This window comes from Acinetobacter sp. NigerLNRRAM0016 (assembly GCF_054112845.1).
Map to the genome: position 1 here is coordinate 222,398 of NZ_JBSYVT010000001.1, position 12,514 is coordinate 234,911.

The following is a 12,514-nucleotide window of genomic DNA, read 5'->3' on the forward strand; positions in this document are numbered from 1 at the left end:
AATTGATCTTTTTTTCAGCAGTTATGTTCTTTTAATATGGTCCGCGCTGATAGATCTGCTGTAAATAAAGATCCAGCCGCTGTTGACGCATGGCATAAACATCGGTCAAACAACGTGAATTATCTCGACATTGGTCACGTAAGCGCAGCCATTTGACTTGTTCATCCTGAATCACCGAACGCGTACCCATCGGCACTAAGCGTTTTAAGATGTTATAAGTGGCTGCCATTTTGACATCCGCATCATTCAAGCTGAGTTGGTTACAGATTTTATGTTCGGTGAGGGTTTCCGCACGTGCACAATCAAAACTAGCAGCAGAACTTCCCATTGCAATGAATGAAATCAGTGTAAATAACGTTATTTTTAAAATTCGCATGTCTGAACACTCTATTTTTTATCTAATTTAAACAAAATCAGTAAGATAAAGTGTAATCTTTTGCGTCTGCACAGTGAAGGATTGTTGCAGCTAGAAAAGAAAATGAAAAACAGAAAAAAACCCCATCAAATGATGAGGTTTTAGCGCTGTTATTATTATTCTTGTTTTTATTACTTAGAATTTATAGCTATAACCGATGGTATAAACCATTGGATCAATATCTAGATCAAATTTAATAGGTGTATTTTCTACACGTACTTCTGGGCTAATTTGAGCATAACGTGCATCTACAAATACACCCCAGTTTTTCGCATCAGCAGGTTGGAAATTAAAACCAATTTGACCAGCAAACCCATAATCTTCTTTAACCTTCACTGAGGCACCAGAAAGAGCACCTTTAGTTTCTTCATCCCAAGCAATAAATGCAGTACCACCGACACCAATATATGGGGTGAAACGGGTTGAATTTTTAAAGTTATATTTAACTGTTAATGTTGGCGGCAAATGTTTAATTTTAACTGCATTTTCACCCTCGATTGACACATCGTGGTTTACTGGAGCAGCTAATAATAATTCAGCGGAAATAGGCGAATCACCAAAGAAGTACTCTACTGAAGGGGTAAATGCCAATTCACTCTCTGCTTTTACAACACCAACACCAGCAACCGTTGTATCTTGAGTTGGAGCAATTGCAGATCCACCAACTTTGACCTGCCAGCCACCTGCCATTGCAGATGCAGAAATCCCCATTAAAGCAATAAGAGCAACTTGTTTTAACATATTAAACCAACCTCTATAATAAAAAACTTAACGCTTAATTAATATTAAACAAGACTGTTATTAATATGCAACACTTATTAAATAATATAAATATACTTTATTTTTAAGATACTGATTAATAATATTATTTATTTTAATTTGACCAATATGGTTGGTATTTAAAACCAACCATATTAATCAGAAATTTATTATTATATTCAGAGTATATTACTCAAGTTTCTTATTATTAATATATTCCAAATATATCTATTAATCCATCAAAATAAAATAGATTAAAATACTCAGAATTAAATTAAAGTACCATTGCAGCAATCCAGCCAAATACCAACAATGGCAGATTAAAATGCAAGAAAGTTGGCACTACACTATCCCGCATGTGATCGTGTTGACCATCCATATTTAAACCTGAAGTTGGACCTAACGTAGAATCGGATGCAGGAGAACCAGCATCACCCAGTGCGGCAGCCGTTCCAATAATGGCAATGGTCGCGGCTGGACTGAATCCAAATTGAATACAGAGCGGCACATAAATAATCGCCAAAATTGGCACGGTAGAGAATGAAGAACCAATCCCTAAAGTAATCAACAAACCAATCATCAGCATAAGAAAAGCCGCCAGTGCCTTGCTGTTACCAATCCACTCTACCGAAGCTTCCACCAAAGCAGGAACCTGATTGGTCGCTTCAATCACCGCTGCAAAACCCTGTGCAGCAATCATAATAAAGCCTATTAAGGCCATCATGCGCATACCGCTAATAATCACATCATCGGCTTCTTTCCACTTGAAAATGCCTGCACAGCTTAAAATGGCAACGCCAACCAGACCTGCAAGAATCATGGAATCTGAATACAGTTGCACAGCCAATGTCGCGATCACCGCAAATGCAGCCATCCATAAGGTAAATTGAGCAATTTGCGGCTTGCCATCATGACTTTGATTTACATCGGATGAAATACGGTGAATGGTATTTCCGACTTCTAAATCTTCATAGACACGCGGTTTACGGTAGCTGAAAAATACAGCCGTTAATAAACCCAAGAACATACCTGATACCGGGATTATCATCGCATGCGGAATTTGCTCATTGCTGATGGAAAAACCATAAGGCTTACCAAAGGTATTGATGTTATGCGCCAAAATGTCATTTAAGAAAATGGCACCAAAACCGACAGGCAAGCACATATAGGTGGCCACCAGACCAAATGTCAGCAAACACGCAACTGCACGACGGTCTAATTTTAAGTGGTTAAATACACTTAATAGCGGCGGAATCAACACAGGAATAAACGCAATATGCACAGGAATCAAGTTCTGAGAAAATACTGCTGCCAATGCCACGGTAAAAAAGATCACATATTTCACTTTGGTTTGTGCTTTGTGATCCGCTTCATTCTTCACCGTTTTAATGAGTTTATAAGCCAATAAATCGGGTAAACCCGAACGTGCCAAAGCCAAAGCAAATGCGCCCAATATGCCATAGGCCAAGGCAATTTTTGCCCCGCCACCAAGCCCATTGTTAAACGCTTCCAGCGTCCCTTGCAAGCCTAGACCTGCCAGCAAACCTCCTGTCACTGCACCAGTAATCAATGCAAATACCACAGGAACACGAGCTAAAGACAGTCCGAACATGACTGTAATAGCAGCAATAATCGCGAACATAACAAACAAGTATGAGAAAAAAAGAAGCATTCTAACAGAGTTAAAACTGAAAATTACTTCTCTTTCTCATACTGCTCTGGGAACAGGGTTGGCAAACTCAATGCAGATTTAACTCGTAAGTTGATTACGTTCGATAAAGTTCTGAATATGAAATGCCACTTGCTCAGGCTGACTTAAAATCGCCCAGTGATTGGCCTCCAAATCAACCCGATGAAAGTCTGGACTCCATTTTGGCATTTCATCAATCAATGCAGGACTGACAAAGTTATCCTTCTTTAACACAATGGCTTGGACTGCACATTGCGCAAAACGTTGTCGTGGCTGAGTCAGTCGAGGCAGAAAGTTTGCCCGATACAGTCCCACACCATGCTGACCATCTTTGGCAATATGGGTATTTAAAGGCAGGTCTTGCACCTGTTCCAACTGTTGCAGTACCCGCCCCCAATGCTGTGGTTTAAAGAAGCGCCAAATGGTCGGTGCCAGAAAAGGGAGATGAAAGGCCATTATGTACCATGATTTGCTCAACTGCTTGAAAAACTGTTGCGGCTGTTGCTGAAATTGTTCCCGCATCCAATACGCTGCATGGTCCAAACACGGTCCAGAAATGGTGCTGTAGGATAAAATCCGTTGACCAAACTGCTGATCGGTCACCGACTCCCATGACTGAATTGAACCCCAGTCATGCGCTGCCAAATGAAAATCACGTTGCGGTAATACACTGTCAGCCACGGCCTGCAAATCTGCCGAGAGTTGTGACAAAGCGTAAGCGTGAATAGATTTTGGCACGGAAGATTGTCCTGCCCCTCTAACATCATAGGTGATGATATAAAATTGCTGGGCCAAGAACTGAATGACGGGTTCCCAAACTTCCTGATTATCAGGATAACCATGAACCAAGACCAAGGCAGGATTTGTGATCTCTCCCCATGCTTTCACATAAAGACGCTGCTGATCTGTGGTGGTGACCCATTGAGTTTGTACTTGCATGATGGATTTCCTTTTTTGTTTTATCGTATTTTTTCTACAATCAGACGAGCTGCTGACTGCTGGTTTGCATTTTTTCGGTGTCAGGTTAAGATGAGAACAAGCGCTAAAAATACCTATTCTGTCCTATGAGTATTCTCAAAAGATTACAAAACTTCCCCACCATCACCAAATTCATATTGAATCGCTATGCCCCTTACCGTGGCGCAGGGATTCAGGTCGAAAAGATTGATTTTCCGAACTACCATATTCGGGTCAAAATGCCACTGACAAGCAAGAACCAGAATATTGTCGGTGTGCATTTCGGGGGAAGCCTCTATTCAATGATTGACCCATTCTACATGTTGTTGCTGATGCATCACCTTGGCTCAAAATACATCGTCTGGGACAAAGCAGCCAAGATTCAGTTCTTAGCGCCAGGACGTGGAACCGTATACGCCGATGTGCGAATTGATGCTGCTGAAATTCAACAGATTAAGACACTGGCTGAAGACTATTCCCCCGTGAATCGTGTCTATCAACTCAATATTTATGATGAAGCTGGTGTCAGAATTGCTGAAGTGGAAAAAACAGTCTACATCCGCCGAAAAAAACCAAAGTCCGATCCAAAATGAAAAAAGGCACTGTATTCAGTGCCTTTTTTCATTCACATCAGCCGTACTTAGCGGTTATTGTTTTCCAGTGCTGCGCCAGCACCTGCACCAATTGCACCACCAATTGCTGCGCCCGTGCTGCCACCAAACACTGATTTACCAATAATGGCACCCACGCCTGCACCTACACCACTATAGGTTGCATTTTTGGTTGAACCATTTTGCGATTTGCTTCCTACAGCCGCACCCGCACCTGCACCAAGCGCAGCACCAGTACTGCCACCGATATTACTACCTACTCCACCGCCTAAAGCGCCACCCAAGGCTGCTGCACCTACACGCTGCTCCGATGCAGACATATTGCTACACCCAGTTAATGCAAATGCAGAAACTGCAGCAACCAAGGCTAAATTCATTAATTTTTTCATGAGCGTATCTCCATTCCCCATTGTCTTAGTACACACCCTACAGGAGCATTAAGGAGTGAAGATGGAGCTTTATCAAAAAATCCCCGTAAAATTACGAGGATTTTGTAAAAACTAAGCATGCTGTAGCTTTAATCCCTACTCATCTTTGATCACCATCACATCTTTGGTGGTTTTACCATCACTCTGAATCACGGCATGGGTGGCACTTTTGCTGTGTTCAGGATTTTTGACCTGATCGATTTTCAGATTTTTATGGACGGGTTCTTCCCCTTTTTTGAATTGAACACCTGAAGCATCAACCTGTTTCCCTTCAGCCACGACTTCACCATCTCGCATTACTTTGGAATCCACTTCAATTTTTGAAGTCGGTACAATTACACTGCCTTTTTGTACCATGGGTGCTTTCATTTTTTCATCTGAAAATTCGGCTTTGTCATCCACAATCACTACATCACGTGCCACCACATCTTTACCTTTATTGGTCACTTCAAAAATGGTCGCGTTCACGGTTCTGACTGGTTCTTTGCCTGGCATGCTACGAATGACTTGAGTTTTCACAATAGGCACGACCGCTTTATCTTCGATCACGATGGTATTGGGCATTGGTGCTGCGAATACCGAACCTGCCGCCGTCATCCCAAACACACTTAAAATAAATTTATTGTTAAAATTCATATTGTTAACACCTTATGATTAATTATAGATTTACGTTTAAGCATAGAACTTTATGTGTATCATTTTGTGATTTTTTTTAGTCGTTCTGCTTCAGAATGTAAAAAAGCCACCCGAAGGTGGCTTTAAATTTCAAATATTCTATCTCAATGGGTTATGCGAAATCTTTATCTTAACGTCATGTTCAGTTCTTTTATTGTGTCTCGCATTGGAACACAGATATTCAAACATATTTTTCCCATGTAACGCGTGAGGTCCCAGATAAATCTTTTTTAAATACATAACAACATCGGAACCATAATCTATATAAAAACGCTTAAGTTGTTCATCATACTGAATAAAATCATCATCCCACTGAGTAACATATACAACACGACACTCTTGTTCTTCCTTAAAAGCCATATGTTTAATCAAAAATCTGAGTGGTAATAGTATTTCTGCTAGAAGTTCAGCTTCATGAGAATACTTTTTTAAATCTTTAGAGATCTTTTGATAGAGTGGCTGAATTAAGTCCTCAAGAATCTTAAAAGCATTTCGCACTTCATCTCTTAACTTTATAATCTCTGTTTGATAATCGTTCCATTTATCACTCTTAGAGTTTTTTTCCTCTCTGCAAAAAGTCCATTCTTCTCGATGTGAAATTTCAATCAACTTAGAATCTGGATCAATATAGATACAGCGATACAAAGGTAACTTTAGAATAATTTTACTATCAGTATTTTCATCTACATTGCCTTTTTTTGTAGCATTCCGACTTATATCATCTCCCTCAACCTCATTACTTTCTGATGCAGAATTATCTGAATCTTGAAGCCGAATATGAGAAAAACTATTTTCCTGTTCGAAGAATTGATTAGATAAAATCAAACTTAATCCACTTTCCTCTTTCTGATCCTCTTTACCATAAAGTCTAAATTGATTAAGTGAATCGTGGTGTAATGTAAAGCATCCCATAAAAGCTTGATCATTTGTTGATATTAAATCAGAAGAAATATTCAAATAATGATTCAATATTTTCCCTTCTGTTGGGTCATTCATTAAATCAATTGTATTTAATCTCATTTTTGAGTTTGTTGGGAAACCACATACCTCTTTAGCTATCAATAACTTTGCGACATTAGGAGATGTATAGTGTGCAATTAAAGTCTCATGATCCCTTTTTACAACCAAATTATTTAAAAGAGCATCAACTTTTTTAAATATCTCTATTAGCTTTTTGGACATTCCATTCTGGTTATTTAGAATTTTTCTTATTAAATATCTTTTATAGACAACTTTAGGATACCACTTTGATATTTCTAGAATATTATTCCAATAATCCAAAATTACATTTAATTTCGGATTCTCAGAATAGTACTCTAACTCCCCTAATTTAAATTGTGCAGCATAGTATTGATCTTTATCATCATCAAAATCAATTTGCTTCAAATAAATTACATTGTTTGTAGTGAGCCATAAAGCAAATCTTGCGTACGCATATGCAGAACCTAAATCACTTCTTTTAACCTTAATAAAATATTTTTTTGATAAATCAATTTCATCTAGCTGATTATATAAAAATCCTAAACTTAATTGAGAAGAAGCATACTGTTCAGCTGAATCTTTATGTTTTACATTTTTATACGCTTGTTCAGCTTCTTTGAGTCGATTTTGCTGTTTTAGTAAATTACCTAAATTATTCTGAGCTCGTGCATATTGATATGCAGAATCTTCTCTTTTTATATTTGTATATGCTTGCTCTGCTTCAGCAAAACGTTCTAACTGCTTATATAAAATACCTAGAATAAACTGTGCCTGTGCATATTGATGTGCAGAATCTTCTCTTTTTATATTTGCATATGCTTGCTCCGCCTCTGTAAAGCGACCTAACTGCTTATATAAATTGCCTAGATTAAACTGTGCTCGCACATATGACTCTGCCGATTCTTCTCTTTTTATATTTGCATATGCTTGCTCTGCTTCAGCAAAATGTTCCAACTGCTTATATAAATTTCCTAGATTAAACTGAGCTTGTGCATATAGCTTTACCGAATCCTCTCTTTTTATATTTGTATATGCTTGCTCAACTTCTTCAAACCGCTCTTGCTGATTTAATAGAATTCCCAAATTAAATTGAGTTCTTGCATATAATTCTGCTCCATCTTCTCGTAGAACCTTTCTGTACGTCTGCTCTGCTTCCTCATATTGCTTAAGATCATCTAATAAATTTCCTAAATGGAACTGAGCTCGTGCATATTGATATGCTGAATCTTCTCTTCCGACATTTCTAAATGCCTGCTCAGCTTCTTTAAGTCGGTCTTGCTGTTTTAGTAAAATACCTAAATTATTCTGAGCTCGTGCATATGACTCTGCCGAATCATCTCTTTTTATATTCTTAAATGTCTGCTCTGCTTCAGTTAAGCGATCTAACTGATTATATAAATTACCTAAATTATTCTGAGCTCGTGCATATGACTCCGCCGAATCTTCTCTTTTTACATTCTTATATGCCTGCTCTGCTTCAGTAATATGAATCTTGTAACTCATCAGATAATTTATTGATTTTAATTAAGAGTTCTATAGCTCTATCTAAATTTCCTTCTTTTTGCTCTCTTCTCGCCTGTTTCAGAATTTCTTTAGCTTCTACTAATTTCACCCTATCCCCCCAAATTTAATATTATTTTTCAATTATATAAAAAAGCCACCCGAAGGTGGCTTTTTCATCATGGTTTAAGGGCTAATTAAAGACCATTAAACTCATCATTAAATGCTTGGCTAAGCGCTTGGTCTACATCAGAGAAGTCATTGTGAAGCTCAAGCTCTGCAGCCTCTGCTTCTTGACGACGACGTTCTAAATGGTAAGCCAAACCTGTACCTGCAGGAATTAAGCGACCTACAACCACGTTCTCTTTCAAGCCACGTAAATCATCTTCTTTACCTGTTACAGCCGCTTCAGTTAACACACGTGTGGTTTCCTGGAACGATGCAGCAGAGATGAACGAGTCAGTAGAAAGCGATGCTTTGGTAATACCCATCAATTGACGTTCAAACTTCGCTGGGAACTTGTTCTGAGCAAGTACTGCTTGGTTTTCACCTACAACGCGGATGTAATCCACTTGTTCGCCTTTGATGAAGCTTGTATCACCACCATCCGTGATGTCTACTTTACGTAGCATCTGACGCACAATTACTTCAATGTGTTTGTCGTTGATTTTTACACCTTGGAGACGGTAAACGTCTTGAACTTCGTTCACGATGTAGTTGGTTAATGCAACTTCACCTTTCAAGCGTAAAATATCATGTGGGTTTTGTGGACCATCAGAAATGGTTTCACCACGGTTCACATGTTCACCTTCAAACACGTTGATTTGACGCCATTTTGGAATCAATTCTTCGTAAATTTCAGAACCATCATCAGGCGTGATTACCAGACGGTTCTTACCTTTGGTCTCTTTACCAAAGCTCACGATACCTGACACTTCTGCCAAGATTGCATGTTCTTTCGGCTTACGTGCTTCGAACAAGTCCGCAACGCGTGGAAGACCACCGGTAATATCACGAGTACGTGAAGATTCTTGTGGTACACGACCAATAACGTCACCCACACCAATTGTTTCGCCATCACGGACAGAAAGAATAGTGTTTTGTGGCAAGAAGTAGAACTGTTCGCCGCCATCAGCAGTATCCAATACCACCGCAGGACGTAAATCTTTACCAGAAGCAGGACGTGCTGTTACAGGCAAGATTTCAACAGTCGTCATACCTGTTGCATCATCCGTCTTAGAGGTTGCTGTAACACCATCAGCGATTTGGCTGAAACGGATTTTACCTGCAACTTCAGTAACAAGTGGATGTGTATGCGGATCCCAAGTCGCTACGATACCGCCCGCTTCAACAGCTTCGCCATCTTTCAACAAGATTGACGCACCGTATGGCAGTTTATAACGCTCACGCTCACGACCTAAGTCATCTGCAATACCGATTTCACCTGAACGTGAAACAGACACCAAGTGACCTTTGGCATGCTGTACAGTTTTCACGTTATGGAAACGTACTGTACCTTTGTTACGTACTTGTACACTGTTCGCAGCAGAAGTTCGGCTCGCAGCACCACCCACGTGGAAGGTACGCATCGTTAACTGTGTACCAGGCTCACCAATTGATTGCGCAGCCATTACACCCACAGATTCACCTGGGTTCACCAAGTGACCACGTGCAAGGTCACGGCCATAACATTTCGCACACACGCCAAATGTAGATTCACAGTTTACAACTGAACGCACTTTAACTTCGTCGACACCCGCTTCTTCAAGGAAGTTGGCAAGTTTTTCGTCAATTAAAGTGTTACGTGGAAGAATAACTTCGTCAGAACCCGCTTTCTTCACATCTTCTGCAACTACACGACCTAATACTCGAGTACCTAAGTTCTCGATCACGTCACCGCCCTGAATGAACGGAGTCATCACTAGGCCACCTAAAGTACCACAGTCAGGCTCAGTAATTACCAAGTCTTGTGCCACGTCTACAAGACGACGTGTTAAGTAACCAGAGTTCGCAGTTTTCAATGCAGTATCGGCCAAACCTTTACGTGCACCGTGCGTTGAAATAAAGTACTGAAGTACCGTTAAGCCTTCACGGAAGTTCGCCTTAATTGGCGTTTCAATGATCGAGCCATCCGGTTTTGCCATCAAACCACGCATACCTGCAAGCTGACGAATCTGCGCCGCACTACCACGGGCACCTGAGTCAGACATCATGTAGATACTGTTGAATGATTTTTGCTTCTCATCTTCACCCTGTTTGTTTTTCACAGTGGTATAAGACAAGTTGTCCATCATCGCTTTCGCAACTTGGTCGTTGGTACGCGCCCAAATATCGACAACCTTGTTGTAACGCTCACCGGCAGTTACGAAGCCTTGCTCAAACTGTTGTTCAATTTCACGAACTTCAGTTTCAGCTTTTTCAATAATTGAATATTTCGCTGGTGGAATAACCATGTCTTCCATACCAACCGATACGCCTGAACGAGTCGCTTGACGGAAACCAAGGTACATCAATTGGTCAGCAAAGATAACAGTATCTTTCAAGCCCAATTTACGGTAGCAAGAGTTGATTAACTTCGAGATGTTTTTCTTGGTCATCTCAACGTTAATTTGTTGGAAATCCATACCTTCAGGAACAACTTCCCAAAGTAAGCAACGACCCGGTGTAGTATCTACAACGATGGTTTGCTGTTCACGGTTACCATTTTCATCAATCACAGTTTGGTGTACACGTGCTTTAACGCGAGCGTGTAACGCAACCTGACCTGTTGCCAATGCGCGGTTTACTTCGTGAGTATCCGCAAATACCATGCCTTCACCTTTGGCATTGATTGCATCACGTGTGATGTAATACAAGCCCAAGACCACGTCCTGAGAAGGAACGATGATTGGCTCACCGTTTGCAGGTGACAAGATGTTGTTGGTCGACATCATTAACGCACGAGCTTCTAATTGAGCTTCAAGTGTTAATGGTACGTGTACCGCCATTTGGTCACCGTCGAAGTCGGCGTTGAACGCAGCACAGACGAGCGGGTGTAAACGGATTGCCTTACCTTCAATCAGAATCGGTTCAAATGCTTGAAGACCCAAACGGTGAAGTGTTGGCGCACGGTTCAACATCACTGGATGTTGACGAATCACAGATGCAAGAACGTCCCAAACTTCCGGAGTCTCACGCTCAACCATTTTCTTCGCAGCTTTAATGGTTGTTGCCTGACCAGATGCTTGTAATTTCGCGAAAATAAACGGCTTGAATAATTCAAGTGCCATTTTCTTCGGAAGACCACATTGGTGTAAACGTAAGTTAGGACCTACAGTAATTACCGAACGACCAGAATAGTCAACACGCTTACCAAGTAAGTTTTGACGGAAACGACCTTGTTTACCTTTGATCATGTCTGCCAAAGATTTCAATGGACGTTTGTTCGAACCCGTAATTGCACGACCACGACGACCATTATCAAGCAATGCATCTACAGACTCTTGTAACATACGTTTTTCGTTACGTACGATGATGTCTGGTGCAGCAAGGTCAAGAAGACGCTTCAAACGGTTGTTACGGTTGATCACACGACGGTAAAGATCGTTCAAGTCAGAAGTCGCGAAACGACCACCTTCAAGAGGAACCAACGGACGAAGATCTGGTGGAAGTACTGGAAGTACGTTCATCACCATCCATTCTGGTTTGTTGTTCGACTCTTTGAATGCTTCCATCAATTTCAAGCGTTTAGACGCTTTCTTCAACTTCGTTTCAGAAGTTGTTTGTGGAATTTCTTCACGAAGACGAGAAATCTCAGCTTCAAGATCGATATCTTTAAGCAAGTCTTGAACAGCTTCTGCACCCATTTTCGCAGTGAATTCATCACCGTGTTCTTCTAACGCATTGAAGTATTCTTCATCGTTAAGAAGTTGGTATTTCTCAAATGGAGTCATACCTGGGTCAGTAACCACATAAGATTCGAAATACAATACGCGTTCGATATCACGTAGTGTCATATCAAGGAGCAAACCGATACGACTTGGTAATGATTTCAAGAACCAGATGTGTGCAACTGGAGAAGCCAATTCGATGTGACCCATACGCTCACGACGAACTTTCGCAGTTGTTACTTCAACGCCACATTTTTCACAAATGACGCCTTTGTATTTCATACGCTTGTATTTACCACACAAGCATTCGTAATCTTTTACTGGACCAAAGATTTTGGCACAGAATAAACCATCACGTTCTGGCTTGAACGTACGATAGTTGATTGTCTCAGGCTTTTTCACTTCACCGTGAGACCATGACTTAATCATTTCTGGTGACGCAAGACCAATACGGATGCGATCAAACTCAACTGGAGCATGACCGTCTGAGTCCGTCTTTTTGCGCATGATATCGAGCAAGTCTTTCAATTTTTTTCTCCGTGTGTTGTGGAGATTTTCACTTCACAACTGGGTCACAAATATTGTTTCTTAACTGATTAATCCCCCTACTCCCCCTTGTAAGGGGGAAA

At 40.5% G+C, this 12,514-nt stretch carries 10 protein-coding genes; 1 reads left to right on the top strand and 9 read right to left on the bottom strand.

Annotated elements, in window-relative coordinates; genetic code table 11:
• Positions 1-31 precede the first annotated feature (31 nt).
• The 4 genes from ACWQ4X_RS01070 to ACWQ4X_RS01085 all read right to left on the bottom strand — a co-directional run bounded on the left by ACWQ4X_RS01070 (position 32) and on the right by ACWQ4X_RS01085 (position 3,803).
• A complete protein-coding gene (locus tag ACWQ4X_RS01070) occupies positions 32-376 on the bottom strand; it encodes a lysozyme inhibitor LprI family protein (RefSeq protein ID WP_100242774.1) in 345 nt (114 codons plus the stop codon).
• 174 nt (positions 377-550) lie between these two features.
• Positions 551-1,156 (bottom strand): OmpW/AlkL family protein, encoded by a 606-nt coding sequence (locus ACWQ4X_RS01075; RefSeq protein WP_457902407.1) that lies wholly within the window; start codon positions 1,154-1,156, stop codon positions 551-553.
• A 292-nt stretch (positions 1,157-1,448) separates the two neighbouring features.
• Entirely contained in the window at positions 1,449-2,816 is a 1,368-nt protein-coding gene (locus ACWQ4X_RS01080; protein ID WP_457902408.1) for a Na+/H+ antiporter family protein, read from the bottom strand.
• 108 nt (positions 2,817-2,924) lie between these two features.
• The gene (locus tag ACWQ4X_RS01085) at positions 2,925-3,803 is read right to left on the bottom strand and encodes an alpha/beta fold hydrolase (protein ID WP_457902409.1); all 879 of its coding nucleotides are present in this window, start codon (positions 3,801-3,803) and stop codon (positions 2,925-2,927) included.
• A gap of 125 nt (positions 3,804-3,928) precedes the next feature.
• On the opposite strand from ACWQ4X_RS01085, the gene ACWQ4X_RS01090 reads away from it, so the two are divergent.
• A complete protein-coding gene (locus ACWQ4X_RS01090) occupies positions 3,929-4,414 on the top strand; it encodes a DUF4442 domain-containing protein (RefSeq protein WP_457902410.1) in 486 nt (161 codons plus the stop codon).
• Positions 4,415-4,461: 47 nt separating this feature from the next.
• Here ACWQ4X_RS01090 and ACWQ4X_RS01095 read toward each other — a convergent pair whose 3' ends face one another.
• The 5 genes from ACWQ4X_RS01095 to rpoC all read right to left on the bottom strand — a co-directional run bounded on the left by ACWQ4X_RS01095 (position 4,462) and on the right by rpoC (position 12,413).
• On the bottom strand, positions 4,462-4,821 hold the full coding sequence (locus ACWQ4X_RS01095) for a DNA transfer protein p32 (protein ID WP_457902411.1): 360 nt from the start codon (positions 4,819-4,821) through the stop codon (positions 4,462-4,464).
• 135 nt (positions 4,822-4,956) lie between these two features.
• Complete coding sequence (locus ACWQ4X_RS01100; protein WP_457902412.1) at positions 4,957-5,496, bottom strand: hypothetical protein; 540 nt, start codon at positions 5,494-5,496, stop codon at positions 4,957-4,959.
• Between the two features lie 138 nt (positions 5,497-5,634).
• Positions 5,635-8,019 (bottom strand): tetratricopeptide repeat protein, encoded by a 2,385-nt coding sequence (locus ACWQ4X_RS01105; protein ID WP_457902413.1) that lies wholly within the window; start codon positions 8,017-8,019, stop codon positions 5,635-5,637.
• A complete protein-coding gene (locus tag ACWQ4X_RS01110) occupies positions 7,994-8,128 on the bottom strand; it encodes a hypothetical protein (RefSeq protein WP_457902414.1) in 135 nt (44 codons plus the stop codon). Before ACWQ4X_RS01110 ends, ACWQ4X_RS01105 begins: the two co-directional genes overlap by 26 nt.
• Before the next feature lie 85 nt (positions 8,129-8,213).
• Positions 8,214-12,413 (bottom strand): DNA-directed RNA polymerase subunit beta', encoded by a 4,200-nt coding sequence (gene rpoC, locus ACWQ4X_RS01115; protein WP_100242781.1) that lies wholly within the window; start codon positions 12,411-12,413, stop codon positions 8,214-8,216.
• Positions 12,414-12,514 lie beyond the last annotated feature (101 nt).

What these genes read in the sequence shown, in the direction of transcription:
- ACWQ4X_RS01090 (WP_457902410.1), top strand. Translation starts at nt 3,929, where the DNA reads ATGAGTATTCTCAAAAGATTACAAAACTTCCCCACCATCACCAAATTC.
- ACWQ4X_RS01070 (WP_100242774.1), bottom strand. Translation starts at nt 376, where the DNA reads ATGCGAATTTTAAAAATAACGTTATTTACACTGATTTCATTCATTGCA.
- ACWQ4X_RS01075 (WP_457902407.1), bottom strand. Translation starts at nt 1,156, where the DNA reads ATGTTAAAACAAGTTGCTCTTATTGCTTTAATGGGGATTTCTGCATCT.
- ACWQ4X_RS01080 (WP_457902408.1), bottom strand. Translation starts at nt 2,816, where the DNA reads ATGTTCGCGATTATTGCTGCTATTACAGTCATGTTCGGACTGTCTTTA.
- ACWQ4X_RS01095 (WP_457902411.1), bottom strand. Translation starts at nt 4,821, where the DNA reads ATGAAAAAATTAATGAATTTAGCCTTGGTTGCTGCAGTTTCTGCATTT.
- ACWQ4X_RS01100 (WP_457902412.1), bottom strand. Translation starts at nt 5,496, where the DNA reads ATGAATTTTAACAATAAATTTATTTTAAGTGTGTTTGGGATGACGGCG.
- ACWQ4X_RS01105 (WP_457902413.1), bottom strand. Translation starts at nt 8,019, where the DNA reads ATGAGTTACAAGATTCATATTACTGAAGCAGAGCAGGCATATAAGAAT.
- ACWQ4X_RS01085 (WP_457902409.1), bottom strand. Translation starts at nt 3,803, where the DNA reads ATGCAAGTACAAACTCAATGGGTCACCACCACAGATCAGCAGCGTCTT.